At 48.3% G+C, this 24,042-nt stretch carries 8 protein-coding genes; 4 read left to right on the top strand and 4 right to left on the bottom strand.

The genetic code is table 11. The annotated features are described in order from the left end of the window. Positions 1–134 precede the first annotated feature (134 nt). The 3 genes from MSL71_RS15425 (at position 135) to MSL71_RS15320 (ending at position 16,213) form a co-directional block, all read left to right on the top strand. Complete coding sequence (locus tag MSL71_RS15425; protein ID WP_180141900.1) at positions 135–1,397, top strand: hypothetical protein; 1,263 nt, start codon at positions 135–137, stop codon at positions 1,395–1,397. Further along, entirely contained in the window at positions 1,394–14,476 is a 13,083-nt protein-coding gene (locus tag MSL71_RS26505; protein ID WP_180141897.1) for a calcium-binding protein, read from the top strand. The genes MSL71_RS15425 and MSL71_RS26505 overlap by 4 nt, the downstream gene beginning before the upstream one ends. Positions 14,477–14,803: 327 nt before the next feature. Beyond that, on the top strand, positions 14,804–16,213 hold the full coding sequence (locus tag MSL71_RS15320) for a TolC family protein (protein WP_180141895.1): 1,410 nt from the start codon (positions 14,804–14,806) through the stop codon (positions 16,211–16,213). A gap of 166 nt (positions 16,214–16,379) precedes the next feature. On the opposite strand, the gene MSL71_RS15315 is transcribed toward MSL71_RS15320, so the two are convergent. Beyond that, positions 16,380–16,826, bottom strand: a complete 447-nt coding sequence (locus tag MSL71_RS15315) for a methanogen output domain 1-containing protein (protein WP_180141893.1) — start codon at positions 16,824–16,826, stop codon at positions 16,380–16,382. A 1,298-nt stretch (positions 16,827–18,124) separates the two neighbouring features. Here MSL71_RS15315 and MSL71_RS15310 point away from each other — a divergent pair. Continuing rightward, the gene (locus tag MSL71_RS15310; protein WP_246317802.1) at positions 18,125–19,762 is read left to right on the top strand and encodes a putative Na+/H+ antiporter; all 1,638 of its coding nucleotides are present in this window, start codon (positions 18,125–18,127) and stop codon (positions 19,760–19,762) included. Positions 19,763–20,904: 1,142 nt separating this feature from the next. Here MSL71_RS15310 and MSL71_RS15305 read toward each other — a convergent pair. From MSL71_RS15305 to MSL71_RS15295, 3 genes are all read right to left on the bottom strand, one after another. Beyond that, positions 20,905–21,303, bottom strand: coding sequence for a GNAT family N-acetyltransferase (locus tag MSL71_RS15305; RefSeq protein WP_180141888.1), 399 nt, complete (start codon positions 21,301–21,303; stop codon positions 20,905–20,907). Positions 21,304–21,560: 257 nt separating this feature from the next. Then, a complete protein-coding gene (locus tag MSL71_RS15300) occupies positions 21,561–22,169 on the bottom strand; it encodes a methyltransferase domain-containing protein (RefSeq protein ID WP_180141886.1) in 609 nt (202 codons plus the stop codon). A 744-nt stretch (positions 22,170–22,913) separates the two neighbouring features. Next, positions 22,914–23,222, bottom strand: a complete 309-nt coding sequence (locus tag MSL71_RS15295; RefSeq protein WP_180141884.1) for a hypothetical protein — start codon at positions 23,220–23,222, stop codon at positions 22,914–22,916. Positions 23,223–24,042 lie beyond the last annotated feature (820 nt).

Below are 24,042 nucleotides of genomic sequence, written 5' to 3'. Positions count from 1 at the left end.
TGTGATAAGCAGCTTTATTGGGTTAAACTTATTTAGGTTCCGTTCCTATGCTTCGCCTTTTTGTAAGCCAAGAGGGCATCACAGAGGTGGGCAATTATGTAGTTAATATTTAAATTGGCATTGAAAGGTGTTGCATGCATTTTGGTGGAATTCATTTTTTTGCGAGTCTATTACTTCTTGCCGGTTGTGTGGGGGTAACTCTGGGGATGCTTTATCTGGGTTACTTGACAATCCTGCTGTTACGTACAGTCCTATACAAGGCGCGCTACTCTATCGCGGAAAAGAATTGGATCCAGGGCGCTGGACCTGCACCGGACGAAGTGGTGAGTCCTCCGTCGTGGTCGTATCGTAATCCTCAGCTTGCCAAAAAGCTTATGATAGGATGCACGGTCTTTTTGAGCTTGATCTATGTCTACCAGCGTTCTCAATGGATGCGTGACGATAATTCGTACTATGAGGCGAAAGAGTACTGGGTGGCAGGACAGGTTGTCAATTCCCATCGTATGGTTATAGGGCAGTATCTTCATCCGGAAAACCCTTTGAACTACCCTTATACCCTTTTACTGAGAGCTATTTATAAGATGGGTGTGACGTATCTCCCGAAAAATGATGGGGAAAGATATGTTTGGAAGAATCAGTGGTTTTTATACCATTACACGAGGAAAAAAGATCGGCCCTATTTTGTAACGAGTTATAGATATGAACCAAAAATGGTCGCATTACTGGACTCTTGTTGGTCTTCTTTACAAGGCATGGCCTCTAACGAATACCAGGACAAGCGGATGATTCGTCTGTACGCCTTGGGATACCCAAATCTTGCGTCTTATTATTCAATTCTGCAGAGTCATTATACTGGAAAATTATTTGGCGGAGGAACGTTAAGGCGAAAAGATCCTGGGTTGATGGGTAAGTTGTACGAATTGTTCGTTTGGCTGGATAATGTTGAGAGTGTTTGGGCAGAGAATGGCTATGAAGATGAAGTGAAGGGAAGGTACAGTTGGGTACCGGCATGCCGACAGGAAGCACTCATGAATATTCTTCAAAACCTCACACTTTCGTTGGTGATCACCGGGGAGTTCCGTTGTGACCACCCATTGGTGGAAAGGCTGTATGAAGAATACCTGAATTCCATGTCAGAAGACCCGGAGCGAAATCCTTTTCTTCAATACAAAGATAGAAATAGAAAACAAGCCAAGCTTCTTTATAAAAGTGCGCTTTATGGGTCCATTGGATCTTCAGGTCACTATCTTCTTAGACATATCTGTGAGCGCGATTTCCCAGAGGAACAATATGTTGTTGTTAGTAAACAAGATCACTTCTGTTTTTTTGAATCAAAAGATGACGTTGAGTTTGTTTATCGGGATGAATTGAAAAATATACTTGAGGAGGCGAGATGAACGACTTTTACACCCAATGTTTTGATCAAAATCAGGAGATTGCGGATGCGATCAGAGAGGAAGCTTTAGTTAATAATGTCAGTTTCACAGTAGAGCAAATTATGATGCTTACCGCTGCTGTTGTAGGCTCTCTGTCAGGACAATTATTACCCAAGCCTATTTCAAAGATGGCAGAATTTAAGAGGGAATTTGTTTTTTCTTTGTATGAGGGGGGCACGATAACAGGCATATCATTTGCTATTACGAGCGATATGACTGGAGAGAGTTTCATTAAGTTTTTGGTCGGCAATGCAGGCTCTGCTATCGCGGGAATGGCTGTAGGGTCATTGGGCTTGGCTTTCGGGACGGAAGTCCTGTTCCTCTGGGCTGCAGGAAACCTTGTAAATCAGGTCGTTAGTGATGGCTTTGATGGCGTGGCTGATAAAAATGCAATTTTTCAAGCTCAAGATGATGAATCAATTGTCATTACATGCGCTTCTCCTTTACAAGAATTTCTTGAAGAGAATTGGGAGTTTGTTAAGGACTTTGACAGATGGTCTCTTAAGAGTGAAAGCGATTCGACGAATCAAATATTAACTTTTAAGATTGTTGATGGCGATATTCCGGCCTTTTACGTAGAAACCAACTTCGAGAGCTACCCTGATGAAAATCTGTTTGAGGTCATTCTAAGGAAGCTAGAAATAGATTTTGATTTTAAGCGCCAGGGATCTGATGTGGATCGTATACATAATTATATCGGAAAGAGTCTTGATCAGCTGTATGGACTTACCGATGATAAAGGTGCTCTTTTTGCCATGCAGCATCTTGCACCATATATAACAGAAAAAGAAAAAAATACACTTGAATTGAATCCTGATGATTTCAGTGAGAATTATAAGAAGGATCGTGCGAGGTTTTTATATTACAGCATGAATCCTGGTGAACGAGTTTTTGATGAAAAAGAAACGATTTTATTTGAAGATATTGCCTTAAAAAAAAACGGGAATGGATACAACCAGAGGCACTATGCCCATGCCGCAAGAAATCCGGCGTATCTGGCAGATAAAATCAGAAAGTATACTTTTGCCACAGAAAATGACGATGCCGGAGACGATAAGATCGAAGGTGGTATGTACAATGACCATCTTTATGGCCTTGGAGGTGATGATGAGATTTTTGGATATTATGGTGACGACTATATCGAAGGTGGCCAAGGCCAGGATACCATGGAGGGTGGCGACGGTGATGATGTTTTCTTCGTTCAGGGCGAAGATGCTGCCTATGATACGTTTATAGGTGGCGACGGAGAAGACCGCATTGAAGGGGGAAAAAAAGACGATACAATTCGGCTTTACCAGTTCGCAAAGATAGAAACAGGCATTTTTAGTTCAGATGATCAACGGGTTGAGTTGATCGATGGGAAAGAAGGAAAAAATATTGTTGCCGGTACCGAGTTGGCTGATCATATTGATTTGTCGGAAACAGAATTAAAGAACATTAGTGAAATTCAACTCGGCGCCCAGGATGATAAGCTGTTTTTAGATGATAAAAAACATGATGGGGCATTAGGGCTTATAGATGGCGGGGATGGTGTTGACACTATCAGTCATGGGACAGGCGAGAAACGTGAGATCGATTTAAGTTGTATAGAGTTGAAGGGTATTGAGAATATTGTCTCTATGGGTGCCGGTTACAATATTAAACTTGAAGACTCCAAATTCGATACCATCGAAAAAATTGAGTTTGGAGGCGGTTTTGAAAAAGCTTCATTGAAGGGCGCTGTCGGCGAAAAACTTGAATCGCTTTTGGGTGGTGGGTCTGAGAACAATTTTGACCTTTCAAACTCGATAATCAATACAATCGGAACCATTGATCTTGGTGATGGGCCGAACACCCTTGATTTGAGTGGGGCTACGTCTGATCTCATCCGTGAAATAACAGGTGGTGCTGGGCAAGATACCATTAAGCTGAGTAGTGCCGACATTAAATCGATTGATTCGATCCAAGTCGGTAATGGGAAAAATAAGATTATCGCAAGCGGTATGCAGGGTGGGCATGTTGAAGGGATTACAGGCGGTAAAGGTAACGATGATTTTCAGTTTTCCAATGCAACCAATCTGACCATTGACATGTTAGCAACAGGGGATGGTGATAACCGTGTCGATTTTTCCCAATCTACCGGTGTTTCTATTGGTACTTTAAAGGGCGGTAATGACGGTAGTTTACTGTTTACAGACAAAGACCTGTTTATTTTTAATGGTGCAAGTATAAGTAATATTGGGGCAATCAATGCCGGACATGGAAACAATACTTTAAGTTTTAATGATGCCACTATCCAGAATATTGGAAGTATTAACGGTGGAAGCGGTGAAGATGTCTATAATTTTTCTGGCTCAACAATTAGTGAGTTGGGATCGGTCAATACCGGTGGTGATGATGATACCCTGACGTTTGATAATGCGGATATTTCAGGTGTTGGTACGATTCAACTTGGAGAGGGAAATGATACGGTTTCTGCCAGCGGTGCCAATATAAACGGGGGACTCACCATATATGGAGAGGATGGCGAAGATGCCATTAAGGGTAGTGACGGCCATGATTCTCTTTATGGCGGCGATAAGAAAGATACCTTAACCGGTGGAAAGGGAAACGATACCCTTGTCGGTGATGAAGGGGACGATACTCTAACAGGTGGAGATGATAATGATACGCTAATAGGTGGTGCCGGGGCTGATAGTCTTTTTGGTGAAAGTGGTTTTGATACCTATAATGCCGGTGACGGAGATACGATTGAGGATTCCGATTCCAAGGGGACAGTTCATTTCGGCGGGATTACATTGAGCGGCGGAGAACAGAAAGAGGAAGGCTCAAATATTTATAGAGGTACCAATGGAGAAGAGTATAAGTTAAATGGTGGAATCCTGACTGTTAATAAAGATGGAGAGACCCTAAGGATTAAAAATTATACTGACAATGCTCTCGGTATCCATCTCAAAAAGAAAAAAGAAGAAGAAGAGGGGCAAAACTTCTCTTCACCCCTTGTCCTTGACCTGAACGGCAACGGCACAACCTCGGTTTCCATGTTTGACACCACAACCTACTTTGACCTGAACGGAGACGGCTTTAGGGAGAGAACCGGATGGGCTGAGGCGGGGGACGGCATCCTTGCCCTTGATCGAGACGCCAACGGGGTCATTGATTCCGGCAACGAACTTTTCGGGAACCATACGAAAAACAATCAGGGTGAGGTCGCCCAGGACGGTTTTCAGGCCCTTTCCGAGCACGACGGCAATTATGATGGTGTTATCGATAAAAAAGATGCGGTGTTCAGCTCCCTGAGGGTCTGGATGGACACCAATCAGGACGGGATCACCCAGGCTGATGAGTTGAAGACCCTTTCTGAACTCAACATCAAGTCCATCAATCTTGGTGCTGATGAGATTTCGAACCTTGAGGAGTACAACAACATCTCCCACGCCTCCACCTTTACCCAGAAAAAAGCAGATGCTCAGGGTGAGTTTGTCACCGATGCCGACGGCCAGGTCGTTAACGAAGAAAAAGCCATCAAGGACGTTTGGTTTCTTACCAATGGTAAGGACACTCAGTATGATTTCGAAGGTGAAGTATCTGAAGAGATCCTTGCCATGCCGGAGATCAAGGGCACCGGCATCGTAAAGAACCTGTCCCATGCCATGAGCGAAGATGATGGGCTGAAGGCCAGTGTGACTGATCTTGTCAGTGCCGGGGCTGGAACCCTTTCAGATATTGACGATAAGGTCGAAGAACTTCTTGCAGAGTGGACTCACACTGAGGGAATTGATTCCGGCAAGACCCGAGGGATTCAACATATCCTGAACCACAATTACTCGAATCCCAGTGTCGTGAAGGCGTTCAGGGTGTATGCCTATGAAAGGGATATCAGCATTCTGGAACGATTCGACGGTGAAGAGTTTCGGATGGTTGTGGATGGGGTCTCGACACGGGATGTGATGGGCACCCAGATGGCAGAGTTCATGGCCAAAAAGTATGACCGGCTCAAAAATGATGTGGTGATCGCTATCCTCGGGCAATCTCTCTTTGGAAAAGGTGTGTACGATGTCGAGACAGGGGAACTGGTTAAGGATGAGCTTTACACTCAACTCGAAAATGAGCTGAAAACATGTACGGATTCGACCCGTTTAAAAAAGGTTGCAAACCTTTTTGGTGTCATGCTGAATCGATACAACATGGCTGTGTTCGATCATATGGATGCTTCTGTTTTGAATGTGGCGTCTGTCCAGAATTTGCTTTCTGAAGAAAACATTGCCCTTGCAGTGGATTCGGAAGGAAACGTCTCCGGGCGTGTTCATGAGAAAGTATTTTTTGGTGACGGGGATGACTTTATTTCCGGCAGTGGCAGCCGGGATATTATTTATGGTGGCGCTGGTAGTGACATCATTACGGGAGGGGATGATCACGATATTGTCTACGGCGGTGCAGGGGACGACACCATCGAAGGAGGTGCAGGTAGTGATATCCTATACGGTGGTGACGGCAACGATATCCTGAAGACCGGTGACGGATACGGCCATGATATTCTGGTGGGTGGTCACGGCGATGATACGCTGACCGGTTCAAGGCGTAGTTCCACCTACGTGTACACGTATGGGGACGGTCACGACACGATCATCGACTCCGGTCAGGTCGGGAATACTGGGGACAGAATCGAGTTTAACGGGATCTATTCTGAAGATATCAAACTCGAACTGTCCGGGAATGACCTCATTCTGTGGATTCGAGATGCTGCTGGTGACCCCTCGGATTACAGTAAAAGTTCAATTCGAATTGTTGATGCTTTTGGTAAAGGAACCATTGAGTCTTTTGCGTTTGAAGATACAACAATCAAATGGGAAGATTTTTTGGGCAAACTGGGTAACGGGGATACGGGATATACCTATGATCTTTCCGATGGTGAAATGGTGGTTCGAGATATTGGAGGCCAAGATCAATTAGTTTTTGGCGAAGGAATCTCGTCGGATCAGTTGATATTCAGATCAATAAAAGACACGGGGGCTCTTGTTATTGCCATTGCTGAACAGGGTGTACCTTTTAACAATCTTACCCATCGGATTATTTTTGAAGGCGGGTTGAGGGATAACTGTTGTATCGAAACGTTTGCTTTTGAAGATGGAACTGTATTGCACCTTGATGAGATTCCGCAACTTCATCAACCCACGATTGGAGATGATTATATTCGGATTTCTGGATCCGGGTTGTCTGAAGTGGATGGTCGCGGTGGTGATGATGTGATTGTGGGTTGTGATAGTAATGATACCCTGATTGGCAATGTTGGAAATGACATGTTAATCGGGGGCCTGGGAGATGATACCTATCAGTTTAATCGTGGTGATGGGCATGATGAAATATTCGAACACAAGGACGGCGGGGCAGATACACTCAAATTCGGTGAGAATATTACGTTTGATGATCTAAAGATAGTACAACAAAATGATGACCTCTATATCGGATTGAAAGAAGAGGGTATTGAGTTTGATGCGCTCAGTGACAAAGTGGTGGTGAGAGGATGGCTTCGAAATGGCTGTGTGCTTGAAACCCTTGCTTTTGCAGATGGTACCGAACTCAGCATGGCCAATGTTTTTAGCTCGATAGATCTCACTTTGGATGGTGATAATAATTTGATTTACGGTCAGGAAACTGACGATACGATCGTGGGAACGGATAATTCAGATATTGTCATGTCCATTGGTGGCAATGATGTCATCTCAGGGGGAGATGGGGACGATCATCTCTATGGAGGAAAAGGAAACGACACTCTCTCTGGAAATAGTGGTCGAGATTTCTTGTCCGGAGGACAGGGCGATGATGCCTATGTATTTCATTCCGGCGATGGTTTAGCTCACATCATTGACGATGGGGGTAGTGATCGGTTGGTTTTTTCCGAAGATATCACACCTGACGATTTGAAGGTTCGCTGGGTTCAGGGGGGAAAAGACATCCAGATTACGTTTGTCGGAAATGAAGCTGATTCTATATATCTTACTAACTGGTACAACAGTGAAACTCGAATTGAGTTTTTTGAGTTTAGCGATGGGACTGCCTGGAATGCGACTCAGGTGCTTGATCGAATGGGGTCGGCTTCGGACGATGTTTACATCGGCTTTAAAGGTGTGGACAACATTTTAAGTGCAGGCAGCGGAGACGATATAGTTACCACGACTGAAGGGGATGACCAGATTCATGGGGGTGGGGGAGATGACGCCCTGGATACTGGGGCTGGTGACGATCTCCTTCATGGCGGCACAGGAAATGACTTTTTGTGGGGTGGCTTGGGGAATGACGTCTATTTTTTTAACAGAGGAGATGGGCGTGATACGATTATTGATAGTTCCATAGGCTCCGCTGAAATGACAGGCAACGACATATTGCGGTTCGGTGAGGGGATACAGAAGGAAGAATTAATTTTTCAGAAAGGTGAGGGAAACTCCTTGTGTATTGGTGTGAGGCCTGTCGGGGGAGGAACTGTTCCTTTTAACGAACTTTCCGATGTCGTGACGATAGCAGACTGGTTTGTTAAATCATTTCGTGTTGAATCTATTGTTTTTTCGGATACAGATGAAACGATGACTGTGGCTGATATTATGATGGAATTGGCAACAGATGGGGACGATACCCTGAAAGCACTGGAAGAGGGCAGTCGTCTTATTGGCCGTAAAGGAAACGATTGCCTTGTAGGAAACATGGGTGACGATACTTTATTGGGCGATGAGGGGGATGACACCCTGTCGGGGGGGCATGGCAACGATAGCCTTATCGGTGGGAAAGGCAATGATATACTGGAAGGAGGGAGAGGAAACGATACTTATCACTTCAGGCTTGGGGATGGGCACGATACCATAAGGAATGATGACAGACAGTCAGGGCGATTCGATAGTTTGGTGTTTGGAGAAGGGATCCTTTCAGAACATATTATTATTCAGCGTTCTGGGAATGATCTTGAGTTGTCAATTTGTAATACAGAAGACTCTGTTGTTATCTCAGGCTTTTTTATTGGAGATGGGTACAGGGGGTTTGCACTTGATGAAATCCGTTTCGAAGATGGAACAGTATGGGGTGTTGGCGATATCAGGCATTTGGTTTTAAAAGGAAGTGAGTCTTCCGATGAAATCGTCGGTTATGATGTTGATGATGTGATCACAGGCCTTGGCGGAGACGATCATATCATGGCAAGAGCAGGTGATGATACCATATCTGGTGGGAAAGGCGATGATATTCTTGATGGTGGCGCTGGTGACGACACCTATCAATTTGCCTTGGGTGATGGTCATGATACCATTGTAAAACATCGTTATGACAATGGTTACCATGATACGATTAAGTTATCTGAGGGAATATCGGAAAACGATATTGCGTTAATCCGAGATAATAATAACCTGGTTCTTACTGTCGGAACAGCAGGAGACCAGATAGTTGTCTCCGATTTCTTTTATGGAGATGATTTCGAAATAGATGAGATACTCTTTTCGGATGGTACCTCATGGGACGCCGAACACATCAAGGCTCTGGTTCTCCTGGGATCAAGCGGTGATGACCACCTCCTCGGTTATGAAAGCGACGATATACTCAAGGGTAATGGGGGCTCAGATTTTCTGCACGGCTACGCCGGGAATGATGTACTGACCGGAGGGAAAGGGGATGACCGCCTATATGGGGGGGACGGTGGTGACACATACCACTTTGCCCAGGGTGATGGTACCGACCGCATTCACGATGAAAGTTATTCAGGTGAGACAGGCCGCATAGATGTCCTGAAGTTGGGTGCAGGCTTGCAGCCTGACGCTGTTAACATTTCAACCGTTGATGGAAAAGATTTGGTTCTTGATTTTGGAGGAGATGATCAAGTTACCATTGAAAATTATTTTTATGGGCAAAACCGTATTGAGGAAATACATTTCAATGGTGGTGATGTGTGGACCTTTGGTGATGTTTTAAGCAAAGTAAGCACCCAGCCGACGGAAGGGGATGATACAATAATTGGTTTTGTGTGTGATGAAACCCTTGTCGGTTTATCTGGTGACGACAGTCTCCATGGCGGTGCCGGAGATGATATTTTGATTGGAGGGGCGGGCGATGATACCCTTCATGGTGACAAAGGCGCTGATACATATCATTTCGAGAAGGGTTTCGGCCGCGATACCATCAAGAATGGTGTCTTTGAAACGATTGGGGCAACCCAATATCATGATAGTTCTGAGCGAAATAAGGATGTGATTCGGTTTGGCTCAGGAATTAGTCCTGATGATGTCGAACTCGCCAAAAGTTGGCAGCATTTGATCATTTCTTTTAAAAACAGTTCCGACCACCTTACAGTATACAGGCATTTCGCGATTGAGGATCATAACCCAGACAGACCCCGTGTTACCTACGAAATCAAAGCCATTACTTTCGATGACGGCACCGTATGGGATCAAAACAGAATCAACGAGTTGATTCTTACCTGTACGGAAACGGACGATTTTATAAGAGGCCATGAAACCGATGATTACATCAGTGGGCTGGGAGGAAAGGATCATCTGGAAGGGGAGTATGGAGATGATACTATTTTCGGTGGCGATGGAGATGATGTTATTTTTGGCGGAGAAGGAAACGATATTCTCAACGGGGATAGCGGAAATGATACGTTGAGGGGAGGACTTGGTAATGACCTTCTTGATGGAGGTGCCGGAGACGACACATTTGATGGCGGCGCTGGTGTTGATACCATTGTTTTTGGGGGTGGCGCAGGAAATGACACAGTCGAATATATACAGAATGAAGATATTATTTCCGTTGTAAGTGGATGGGGAATACAGGATGTTAATATTATCCGTAGCAGTGATGATCTGGTTATCAGCTCTCTGGATGGAGAAGACTCACTAACGGTAACTGATTACTTTCTTCTTGAAGGGGGTTGTGGTTCTCCTGATGGTGATGCACAGATAAAGTTTGCCGATGGTGATGTCTTGTCTGTTGAGTTGATTCGGCAACTGTTGTTTGAGCAAAATACCTTTACCCTTGGCGATGATCAAATTAATGGTGATAAGGAAGATAATAATTTCGACGGTCTTTCTGGAAATGATACGATTAATGGCGACCACGGGAATGATACACTTTCGGGTGGTGAGGGTGATGATATCCTTAACGGAGGCAATGGCGATGATACTATCCATGCCGGCCAAGGCAACGATAAGGCTAATGGTGGTGATGGGGTGGATCAGATCCATGGTGGATTAGGCGATGATCATATCGACGGTGGAGACGGTAACGACGAGTTGTTCGGGGACGAGGAACAAGACGTGCTGTTAGGCGGAATGGGAGACGATACGCTTAATGGTGGGGCTGGTGATGATACGCTTATCGGGGGGATGGGAGATGATCATCTTTTCGGAGGAGATGGCAACGATACCCTTTATGGCACTAAAGATATCTATTATGGAGAGGTAGACTGGTTTGAAGGAGGTAAAGGAAATGATATTTTTTACGGCTCCACAGGCCGTGATGTCTACCGGTTCAACCTGGGTGATGGTCAAGATATCATAAGAGAGTCTACTGCTGATTATGAAGGCTCTGATGATGCCTACGTACCGGATCGGATAGCTTTTGGTGAAGGAATCGTTGCTGATGACATTGAGTTTGTGAGGCAAGGTGATGATCTTGTTTTAAATATTTCCGGTGGCGCAGATCGTATTACGGTAGAGAACTGGTTTAGTTCCACATCCAACAGATTTAAAATTGAAGAAATAGTTTTTCAGGATGGCACTACACTCTCCGGTGAAGAAGTAGAGAGAAATGCTGTAGTCATGGGAAGTGATGGTGACGACCAGCTGGCCGGTCATCATGACTATGACGAGACAATATTTGCTGGCAACGGCAATGATACCGTTTGGGGTGGCCTGGGGAATGATGCAATTCATGGTGGTGAAAATAACGACAGCCTTTACGGTGGAAACGGAAACGGTGCAGGATCAGGCGATGATGTACTATTTGGGGATGATGGCAATGATCGGTTAATGGGAGAGGACGGAAACGATACACTTATTGGCGGAGCAGGGGACGATCAGTATGTCTTCAGTCCCGGCTTCGGTAAGGATGTTATTGACAATATCGGTGGTGGGGTTGACTGGATCGTTTTCACCAATGGGCTCACTCAGGATAAGCTCGTTTTTTCCCAGGACGGCAACAACCTGGTGATTCAGGTGACTGACAGCACCGATCAGGTCACGGTTAAAGATTGGTTTAAAGGCGATGAGTACAAGGTTGATTACATCCAGCCAGATGGCGGCCACGGGATCTCTGCTTCAAGCATTGAAGGGATGATTGGTAACGGTAATACTGGTGGCGGAGATACTGGCGATGATGGGCTTCCTGAAGAAAGCACCTTCGACGAGGTGAGAACAGGTACAGATGCTGGTGAGCAACTTGCCGGGACTACCGGTGCAGATCTCCTTAAAGGTCTAAGCGGTGATGATTATCTGTTCGGTTATGGTGGAAATGACTGGCTGCTTGGTGGAGCAGGAAACGACTACTTCGAAGCAGGTGATGGTGACGATCATCTTCTGGGCGGTGAAGGAAACGATGATCTTTCCGGCCAGGCAGGAAACGATTACCTTTTTGGCGGTGGTGGTGACGATACATATTTCTTTAACCCCGGTTTTGGGCAGGATGTTATCGACAATAGCGGTGGTGGAATAGACTGGATTCTGTTCGCCCCGAGCTTGTGCCTGGATGATCCTGTTTTAGTCGGGGGCGGCGACAGCCCGGTGCTCGAGGACAATATTGCCTCATCTGAGGATGACCCAATCTCAGAGATTCAGGACTTGTTTCTTTTTGTAAAGGATGGCGACAACCTGGTGATTCAGGTGAAGGACAGTACGGACCAGATCACTGTCAAAGACTGGTTCAAAGGTGATGAATACAAAGTAGACTATATCCAGTTGGACGGCGGGTACGGGATTTCGGCATCAAGTGTCGAAGGAATTCTTCAGGGAGATCCCGGAGGCGATGAGCCCGGCGAAGAAGGGATTCCTTCGGAAGACACCTTTGATACGGTGAAAAAAGGCACGGAGGCAGGGGAGCAGCTTACCGGTACCAGCGGTGCCGACCTGTTGAAAGGCCTTGACGGCGACGATCAGTTGTTCAGCTTCGCCGGGAACGACTGGCTGGTGGGCGGAAAAGGCAACGACTACCTTGACGCCGGAGAAGGGGACGATCATCTCCTGGGAGGCGAAGGAAATGACCAGCTTGGTGGAGAAGCCGGTGCAGATGAGCTCATCGGCGGTATCGGTGATGACAAGTATGTCTACAAAGCCGGTGGGGGGCAGGACACCATCGACAATACCGGTGGCGGATATGACGGTGTGTTCTTTACCGAAGGCATCGGGCGGGATCGTCTGACCTACTCCAGGGACAACGACGACCTTCTCATTACCCTGGATGGCGACGCAGGCAATAGCGTGAGGGTGAAAAATCATTTTCTGGGCGGGGACTGGGCCATCGATTATGTTCAGCCGGATGACGGCGGGGCACTGCTCACCGGCGAAGATATCGAAGGGCTCATCGACGGAGGAAGCTCCGGCGGCGACACTCCTCCCGGACCCCAGACAGGCGGTGACGATACCCTTACCGGTTCGGCCGCTGCAGAGATTCTTGTGGGCGGTGCCGGAAACGATACCCTCGTGGCCGGTGGCGGAAACGATCTTCTTATTGGGGGTGCAGGCGATGACGCCTATGTGTTCTCAAGCGGATCCGTGGTCATCGACAGCACAGGCGGTGGCACGGACACCCTTCGGTTTGCCGGGGGCATCACCTTTAGCCAGGTGGGCTCAGGGCTGACAAAGTCCGGGGATGATCTGATTTTGAACGTCTCCGGCACCTCGGATCAGGTCACCTTGAAGGGTTTCTTCCTCGGGGGCGACAACCTTGTGGAAACCATTGCCTTTGATACCGGTGGACAGATTACGGCGGATCAGGTCTTCGGGGCCTTTGGCCTTGCGGTTCCGACCCCTCCGGCCGGGTTTGATCAGACCGTATCGGGAACCACCGGAAACGACCCCGCCCTTGACGGTGGCACGGGCCGTGACTTGATCCAGGGCGGTACCGGAGACGATACCCTCAACGGCCAGGCTGCGGATGATCGCCTTGAAGGGGGCAGCGGAAACGACACCTTAAGGGGTGGCCTTGGCAATGACGTGCTTGTGGGAGGCCGTGGGGACGATACCTATCGGTTTGCCGCGGGGGACGGCCAGGACGTGATTGACGGCACCGGCGGAGGGGTGGATGCCCTCGAGTTTGAAGGGATTGACTTCAATCAGGTGGCCTCCGGCCTGTCCAAGTACGGGGATGACCTGATTCTTAACGTGAGCGGCTCCACCGACAAGGTGACCCTGAAGGATTTCTTCAAGGGAGGGGACGCTGCCATCGACACAGTGCGCTTTGCCAGCGGGGGGGCCATTTCCAAAGCTCAGATCTTCGGGGCCTTTGGTCTTTCAGACCCGGATCCCCAGGGTTCTCCTGTGTATGCCGGGCTTCCCGATGAGAGAAGCTACGGAACCGTTGTGGCCGCCTCTTCAGAGAGCCATCGCATCCTGGGGTCCTCGGATGACGATTTTCTCGACGGCGGCAGCGGGGATGACCACCTTATCGGCAATGGGGGCAACGACTGCCTCCTGGGCGGTGATGGTAACGATACCTACCATTTTGCGGCCGGAGACGGCTCCGACCTCATCTTCAATCAGTCCGGCAATTCTGCCGGGGACACCGATACCCTTGTGTTCGAAGGGGGAATCACCAATGAGAATCTCTGGTTTTCCCAGGATGGAGACAACCTCGTCATCGACGTGATCGGCTCTGAGGACCAGGTCGTGGTTTCCGACTGGTATGACGGGGATGCGGCAAAACTGGATGACATCTCCACTGCTGGATTTGCCCTGGCCTCCGAGAACGTGGCGACGCTTGTGAACGCCATGGCGCAATTCGGGGCACCCCCTGCGGGCAATGCCTCCCTGCCCCAGGCTGTCCGGGATGAACTCGCCCCGGTACTGGCTGTCTCCTGGCAGGCTGTCTAAGCCCCATTCACGGGATCAAAACACCCCTTTCCCTTATTGGGGAAGGGGTGTTTTTCTAACTTATTTATCCGTAAAAGACCCATGAATTGAATAATGTGGTTGGGTTTATAGCCTTTTAAGCATGGAGTGTGTTTGTTGAAAGCGTTTGTCTTGCTGCTGGCCTTTGTTGTTGTAGTACCGGGAAATCTATACGCAAAAAACCATGGCACGGTGTCTGGTTTAGCGTCTCCTGCCGCAGAGAGTGGTTCCTCCCAAGAGATATCTTCCGGTTACCATATAAAAGGCAACCGGACGGCCACCCGGGTGACCCTTGATGAATACATCCGTATGGTTATCCAAAACAACAATGACCTTGCGGTTCACTATCTTGATTTCAAAGCAACCCAGGAGACGGCCCGGGGAGAAGAGGGCGCCTTTGAACCTGAGTTTGTCACCTCGTACCAGGCCGGTGAGGATCGGGTACGGTACTCCCAGGAAGATAAGTCATCCGTGCTTTTTGCCCAGGAGCGGGATGCGGCAAGTTCTGATTTTTCTGCATCTGTTCAGATGCTGACCCCCACGGGTACCACCCTGAAAGTTCTGCACTCCACACGAAAATACAAAGACCGAACGACCTATGACGACTATGACTACACATCCAAAGTCGGCGTGGAAGTGACCCAGCCTTTATTAAAAGGTGCGGGTACAGCTCCTGTGGCACAGCTTCGGGCTGCTTTGGCGGAATCCGATGAAGCGTACCATCTCTATCGAACGGAAAAACAGGAGACCGTAAAACAAGCCCTCATGGCTTGCTGGGATCTTTACGGAGCCATGGAGAAGCTTAAGGTTCGGGGTGAGTCGGTACGGATTGCACGGGCGTTGTTCGAAAATAACAGGAAACGAGCGGCCCTGGGTCGCATGGCAGAGACCGAGGTGCTGTTGGCTGAGGCGGGATTGAACAAGCGACTTGCGTTTGAAACCATGGCCGACCAGGAGTGCGATGCAGCCAGGGACAGGGTTCGCACCTTTGTCTCCTATGCCCAGGAGGGACAGCCACTGTCTATCGATTTTTCCCACGCAGACCGGTTGCCAGACCATCGAGCCGAGTACGCAGGCAGCATGCAGCGTGCTTTTTCTTATCGTCCAGAATATCAGGTGTTAAGACATCGGATTCTGAAAGAGAACATCCGATTGAAGTTTGCAGAAAATCAACGGTGGCCTCAGGTTGACCTCAAGGGCAGCTACGGGTTGAACGGCCTGGGGGACAGCGTTGGTGATGCGGGTGAGAACGCTTTCCATGATGATTACCGCACCTGGAGCGTTGGGGTGTACTTTTCTGTTCCCCTTATGGGAGGGATCCAAGCCCGAAGCCAGCTCTCCATTGCCGAGATGAACAAACGAAAAGCTCTTTTGGAACTGAAATCCCTTGAAGTTGACGTAGCCAACACAATTCATTCCTTGACCGGTGAGGTCAACAGCGCCTTTGATCAGCTGGATTACCTGTCAAAATCCAGTGAGGCCAATGAACGCCTGCTGAAAATGGTCCTTGCGCGATTTAACGCGGGCAGGACCAGTAGCGACGAGGTGTTAAACAGGGAGGAGGACGCCATCGAAGCCAAAGAGGACAGACTAGACGGATTTGTGCAGCTTCAAAAATCCATGGTGGAACTGCGCGCTGCCGAAGGTCGTCTCCTGGTTCAATACGTGGGAGACCCCGGGGCTGGACTGGTGGGGGAACAAGTGGCTCAAGCCAGGTGACCTCAAACATCCCGATCTGTCTGCCTTATGGCAGGATGGGTATTGCTTTTGCCTCGGGGGGGATACCGTGCGCACCGATATATCGGCAACAGGCCATCCATGGACGGCCCTGGCGACTGTTATTGTATAAGTGCGTCCCTTCAGCATGACGATGCGACTCTTTAATTCAATTGTCCCGGATCATGACCGTGAACTCACAAACATCATCGCCGTTTCCAATGGATTGCTTGATGTGGACGTCAGCTTTTTTACGTGTGACGTGTGAGAAAACCTTTTCAATCATGCCCTTGGAGCACAAACACTGAACAGGAGTAAGCTGAACAAATCCCGACCGAACCAGTGGGCAGCCGCACTCATGGAATGTCCCCGTGATGCAATCACCATCTATGACCCACTTTCCCCGGAGATTTTTTGATTTTCTGACAGTGTTCCAGCCAGTGACGAGGTCCTCAAGAGAACCCACAGGATGATTCAACACGCTCTCACACAAAGCCAGAATGTCAGAGGAACATCCCACACCCGCCTCACGCATGACCATTAAACGGTCTTGTTCGCTGAGTTGATTTATGGCCGTCTGTAAGCTTCCAACCCAACGCCTATTCTTTTCAATCATTTTAAGATTACCCTTCATAATACTGACGAATAAACAACCGGCATCACAACGCCGTATGGCGAGAAACGAGCGGAATCTTACGTGATGCCTGAGAGCGTTTTGGTGCGTACGCCCGGTATGGAGTGACTTTGTGCGGCGATCCCTATACTTAATGATGGGATAGCCTCTGGACAAGAAGAATCCAGGCGATCATCGAACGGCTTAACATACGAGCTTTTGCAGTTCAAGGATGGGGCCATTGGCACCCACCGGCAAGGGCTTTGAGGTCGTTTGTCGAACGGTTTGGGCGGGCATTCCCTATGGCACTGTCGCTGTTGTGCTTTATGGTGGGTAGTAAGATGCTGAGGCCGTCATTACGTCAGAATAAACAGAGCAGGCACCTACTACGCCGCAATGGGGTGGTGCTCGATCCTTATTAATAGCTGTGGTGACCGTCGGGACGGAAGGGATAATACGTGTCAGCACTTTCCGGCGGCCCATCTGCCTTAGCATTTTTGGTTCCGGGTAATCGAATATGGTGCATGAAATGTGGGCTGCAAGGGAATATTTGTCGTGTTTCTATGTATAGGAATGAGATAAATTATTTTGATGGAACTGTCCAATTTTTTTGGGCAAACGGCCGGGACTTTTCTTTCCCCTTTCGTGGATTTGGCGGCGCTTGGGGTCGTTGCTGACGGAAAACAACATTAAAATCCGGACATGAAACGTTGTTTTTATTTGGGCGCGTTTTTTGGAGCTTCCCGAAATCAGGAGGTTTTGTCGTATTTGCCCTTCAAGGCCCTGGAAAAAAGGTTCAGGAAGGGGCTTGCTTTTTTGGAAGATTCTTGAGAGTTCCAATAAGTCACGAGCCTCAGCACCTGCTATTTCGGGTGTTGCTGACAGTGATGGTAACTCTGCACTGTGCTCGTTCCCGGAGCAGTATGACTCGACGTGTTACAGGTTCAGGAAATAGATTTTCAAGACGCATGGACTGTCTTTTGCAAATAATAAAGGCGCTCCATGTTCTTTTTGAAGCCGAGGATTGTCATGGTCCAATGAGAATCCCTCGGTCCTTTGGCGTGTTTAAGGTTTGTTTCCTCTTTTGAAATATTTTCGCAGTCTGTCGTGGAGTAAATGTTATGGAGAAAAGAAAGCTTTTAAGTATCGTTTTGTTTTCGCTTGGAATTGTGGCCATGGCCTCGCTGGTTTACGCCAGTGGGGGAGGGCATGGCGCATCAAACGGCGAGGTTTTTCCAAGGGCCCTTGACTCTTACGGGGACGCTCATGCCTCTGGAATTTTAGAGATTCTAAAGGACCGAGTGGCCCAGGAACCCTTTAACCTGGTGGCGAGTCTCATCTTTCTCTTTGCCATCATTCACACCTTTGTTGCCAACAAGTTTCTCGCCATAGCCCACAAGTGGGAACACGAGCATCAGGAAAAGATTGAGCGCGGGGTCGCGGATAAATATTCCGTGAGCCATGGTGCCGAGCTGTTTCACTTTCTGGGTGAAGTGGAGGCTATTTTCGGCATCTGGGCCATTGCCCTGGCTGTGGCCATTCTCGGGTTCTACGATTGGCATACCCTCCTGAACTACCTCGGTCATAAGGTCAACTTCACGGAGCCCATGTTCGTCGTGGTCATCATGACCCTGGCCTCCACGAGACCTATCCTGAAACTGGCCGAAGGAGTCATGTGGAAGATCGCCAACCTTGCCGGTGGAACCCTCATCGCCTGGTGGTTCACCATCCTCACCTTCGGTCCCCTTCTTGGGTCTTTCATTACCGAGCCTGCCGCCATGACCATCTCGGCGCTTCTTCTTTCCGCAAAATTCTACGATCTGAACCCCAGCGAGAAGTTCAAGTATGCCACCATCGGCCTGCTGTTCGTGAATATCTCCGTGGGCGGCACCCTGACCCATTTTGCGGCGCCTCCGGTCCTCATGGTTGCCAGTCCCTGGGATTGGGGCATGATGCACATGCTGACCCATTTCGGATGGAAAGCCCTGACCGGTATCCTGATTTCCAACGTGGTCTACTTCCTGCTCTTCAAAAAAGAGTTCAACAAGCTGCAGGAAAAATTTGAGCTTACGAGCCTCAAGGAGGAGATCGGTAAAAGATACTTTACCCGTGAAAACCTTGAGCAGGAGTTCAGCGACCTGGAACACATCATCAGCAACAAGCTCGGGTTCACCGATTCCTTCAACGAGGCGTGCAGCCGGATCAAGGAAAGGACCCGGACCCGGCTCCGTGAAGAGCTTGCAGAGCGCATTGAGCGCAGGGGCACCGATCCCGAACTGGTGAGGGAAGCCTTTAACGAGCGCTTTGAAGAGATCAAGCGCCGCGAGATGCGAAAGACCATTCCCGGCCTCATGCCCCACAACGAGCGTGCTAACTTCTACGACCCCGAATGGGACAAGCGTGATGATCCCGTCCCCCGTTGGGTGGTTGTTGTCCACGTCCTCTTTATGGTCTGGACCATTCTCAACGCCCATTACCCGGCCCTGTTTATCTGCGGCATGCTTTTCTTCCTGGGCTTTGCTCAGGTGACCTCGCCCTTCCAGAACCGCATCGACCTGAAGCCCGCGCTTCTTGTTGGTTTCTTCCTCGGCGGGCTGGTTATCCACGGCGGCGTCCAGGGATGGTGGATCGCACCTGTCCTCGGCAACCTGGGTGAACTCACCCTGATGCTCTGCGCCACTGTCCTTACGGCGTTCAACGACAACGCGGCCATTACCTTCCTGAGTACGCTGGTACCCAACTTCACCGATCCGCTTAAGTACGCGGTGGTGGCAGGTGCCGTTGCCGGTGGTGGTATGACCGTTATCGCCAACGCCCCGAACCCCGCGGGTCAGGCCATTTTGAAGAAGTACTTCAAAAACGGCGTGAACCCCGGCAAGCTTGCCATGGCGGCCTTCTTCCCCACGGTTGTGGTGGTCCTCGCCTTCCTGCTTCTGTAGAAAGCGGGGGCAAAGGCTTAAAAAGCTGATTGCTTGAAAGACGGGCCCTTTTCGAAGGGCCCGTACATAAGATATCGAATTAAAAAAAGCGCTTTTCATCTTCGCGGATGGGAAGCGCTTTTTTTGTGCGAGTGGCAAGTGGCCCGCTGCATTACGAGGGGTTATGTGGCAACGGGAGACGGTGGTGGGAGCCATGCGTACCGTTTTTTAGAATAGCAAAGGTGATGGTGAGTTCGTTTTTAATGGACTGGTCGGTGGTGGGCTGGGGGGCGAAATGCCGGGCTAACTGAATGTAATGATATTTGTCATTGTTTGTTTTTTCCTTTGAAGGAATTGACTAAACAATAAATGCACAAAAGAATTGATGTAAATCCCCAGGTATAACTATGGATCAGCGCTCCTCTAAATCTGCTAAATGATGGCTCCTTGCTGAAGTCATATATTGCCAACCCACCCCAGAAAATAAAACCAAGTAGGTTGCTGTAGTTTAGCTCTATGTTTTTAAGATAAAAATAAATTTTGGATCGCTTTATCAATGGTGAGTGGTTGATCAGCGTGTCACAAACAATGATAAAAACGAATGCTGAGAAAACGCTAACGATTAGAATTGAGGTATATTTCATACTTAGCATATATAAAGTCTGCCATTCGGTTTAGAGGCGGTAGATGATATAATCTTGTGTGAAACTGGCATAAGCGTATTCGGATGGTGTGAGGCTTAGGGTTAACTGGAAGTCATCTGTTTGCGAAAAATTTTGATTGTAAATATGCTTAACATGAGTATTGTTGCTATGGCAAATTAACGGGTCGTCCAATAGGCAAAGCGGTAGAAGTTCATATATCAGGATCGTAGCCGCTTTTTCCTATGGGGCAACGAGAAAAAGTAGGGTGCGCCATGCGCACCGAATTCTTGTAAGTACAGGTGTTTGGTCCGTATGTCCATACGCTACCAGACCATGACTATAGGGATGCGCCATAATGGCCGTAAAGGCTCAAGGATGGGAGGCTTCCGGTAGGATGAGCAGAGCCAGAAGCATGTCCATCTTTATACCTGAAGGACGTGTCCCTTCTATACCAGCGTATGCTGGCGGGGCAGGGGGGGGGAGAGAACCTCCTTTTACCTGCCTATGTTCCCGTTTTATTTATATTACCTGAAACATTCCAGGCGCATCACTTTTACGCATCTTAAAACCAAAGGCTTCATAATATGCTTCGAGTCCCGGTGCTGACATCAAAGCGATGTATGAGCCAGGCTTCGCTGTTTGTCTGACCCATGTCATGAGCTCTTTCATCATGGCCTTTCCGATGCCCTTGGATTGGCAATTGGGTTGGACAATCACGTCTTGAATGTAGAAGTACAGCCCCCCGTCACCTGCAATACGGCCTATGCCGATCACTGTCTCGCCTTCCATGGCTACAACGGAGAACAGCGAATTGTTCAAAGCGATCTCAGTGGCGATCAGGTCTGTCTCCCACCAGCCGACCAGGTCCCTTAGTTTTTGGTACTCTTCGATAGAAGGCAAACGGTGCTTGATTTCCATAGGTTGGGACTCCAATAGGTGTATGGTGCGTGCTCCATACGATGGGGCTCGCCCGAAGCGCGATAGTATTTCAGGTTTGACAACAATTCTCATGCTGGTGGAGCTCAAGGGTTGTCGGTCTCTGGTAGGGTGGGAAAAGCCCGAGGCGTGCCCATCTTTAAGCAAAATAGAGCCGAAGCCGAGTTATTTTAAGTGGCATGTCCCATCCGGGCGCATTAGAAATGAGTGGGGTAGGGCTTCTGTAAAGAATTCCCTGGCTACCCCATTCGACAATTCCTCACCACAAGTTTGTTTGCAGCATGTGTGTGCCGGATTCCTCCCGCATGCTCATCTTCAAAGGTATAACTTTTTTTCAGGATGGTCTCCCATTCTGAGTACCTCTCGTACAGTTCCCCTTCGCGAAACAAACCGACGCAAAGTGGTGCCAAGTCCGGCGGAGCAGGGATAGCATCAGTGAAGACAGTGATGACGTTGAATCCGGAGGGCGCTGTGTGAGCCTTGAACCTCTCAATCATCTCTTCCCACTGGCTGGGCTTAACGAAGTGGAGACAGCCATGGGAAATGATCAAATCATATTCCTCCGGAAACTCGAAACGGGTCATATCCCCAACGCTGCTGTGTATTGTGAGCCCGTCGCGGGCCGCCAGCATATCAAGCTTTCGAATTCCGGCCTCAGATATATCTACGGCCGTCACAGTAAATCCTGCCCGGGCAAGCGGGATGGCATTTCTGCCATCGCCACACCCAAGGTCGAGCACCTTGGCCCTGGCCGGTAAAAGGGGAATCAGGTCCAGTACTTCCTTCCCCGCATTGCCAAAACTTTTGGCATGAAGATCAGCGTAGGTTGTCTCCCAGAGAGGGCGCATTATGATCTCTTTTTGGTGCCTGCGGTGTTTAGTTGTGTGCCGCGTGCGGCACATTTCAATAAGAATGAGCTATGATGGATGAGCTTCACCTTTCCACCCAGATATTTTTTCGCGGGTTGTTCCTTCCGGGGGTCTAACTCTTTTGATCAGCCGAACCGCCGAGGCACCCGGCCGTATGCCAGGTTGTGTGGGAAGGTCCTATCTCGTCACATGCCTTCTTTGTAGGTCTTATACTTTTTTGAATAATGAAATTCCGAATAAAAATGGTAGTATAGCAGAGAATGGCGTTGCGATTAAGTGGCTTGACCCAAAAGGATCTGCTCCAATGCGCTGAATTGTTGACCCAATAAGGTGTATACAAATTATCAATACGACGCCCAATTTTACAAAGAACCAATTTAATTTTATCTTCTCACCGCACTTCATGCATGGCCATCCAGCAAACAGAAGGGGTAAAGACAAATTAAAAACTTCCCACAGTTCGCATGCATTTTTATGACAATAAGGACACTCAAGTGATTTCATAAGTTTCCTTTTTAGAAAACCCTTGCTGGTACGTATAAAGGGAGCAGACCTAAAGACCTATACATTTAACACAAGCTTTTTTTACTTTTTGAGCCATTAGAATTCGCCTTAAAATGGGGGGCGATTCTGAAGGTGCATCCCCGCCACAAGAGTGAAAATTGCCGAATTAATCCAGCGCACGAATATTACCCGTTATTATTTTTGTTAAATGGGTGACCCCTACACCTTATCATCGGCATCTTCAGGATAAAATGTATATCCACGCCCAGGGCTTCGCCTCAAATACTCAAACATTCCAACCGGGACAATTTCCTCTACGTAAATCATTGGAGGGTCATCCCTTTGATTTAACGTTCTTTGTGTTAGATCAGGGCATTTTTTAATGAGGCCAATGGCACGTGTTTCAGCCTCATTTGCGTTAGTTGCTTTGACCCATCTTGTCGTGAAGAAACCATATTTTTCCGGTGTCGTTTCCTCAAAGTTGAAAAGGAAATTCGTGCCGTTTAAAGAAATTCTGTATCTTTTCATTGTTCTTCCTGCGAGATGTGCATGTAATTTTGGGACATTTTTTTGAAGTGTTCGGCTCCTGAGGGGCAAAAATGGAACATCGATGGTCCGCCTGCAATGACAAAATCACTTACTCGTCATCTCCTTTGCCCTGGGTACTTAACTTTTAAGTCATACGACCAAAGCCTCCAATTTTCAATTGAAAAAAACCGTCTTCCCTCGATAGGAACGTGTCCAACACGTGGCTCTTTTTGGCATATTGAGAGAGTCAGGATGGTCATAACGGGCCTGGTTTTCATGGGCTCACGTCAAATACATCCATGAACTTTTGCAATCAGTTGGTTTCTGATACTGGGAGGGGGGCTGCGGGAAGGCTTATCTGTCGGGGTTCGCTAATAAGGCTTTATCGGAAATTATTTCAGCAAAGATCGAAATGAATAACCCCATGATTTAGTGTTGAAAAAACTATTGACACGCCATGGGGATGGCATTAGGGTGGGGCGTAATAACTAGTTATTGCGAAGTTTTTGGAATTCATGATGCGACCCGACAGGATGCGCCAACATCCTGCCAGGCCTGACCAAAACAACCTTGATAGGAGGTCGTCATGGCTACACGGTTTTTTACACCACACACATCCCCATTTCAAGTCGTATTTTCCTCTATCCGCGCAACCTTGCGCCCCTTTCACCAACGCAACCGTCGTTACAAATGGCCAATGAACAGTGGGTACTAGGTTATAGGTCCCCACAGATTAGGTAATGGGTGATAGGGGATTGGCTATGGGCTAATCACATCCGGCGCGTTTCCTGTGCCTCCCCTATTGCCTGTTCATCGCCAT

Source organism: Desulfoluna butyratoxydans, from assembly GCF_900699765.1.
GTDB classification, from domain to species: domain Bacteria; phylum Desulfobacterota; class Desulfobacteria; order Desulfobacterales; family Desulfolunaceae; genus Desulfoluna; species Desulfoluna butyratoxydans.
The sequence above is the reverse complement of the archived record's forward strand: the minus strand, read 5'-3'. Positions and strand labels throughout refer to the sequence as shown.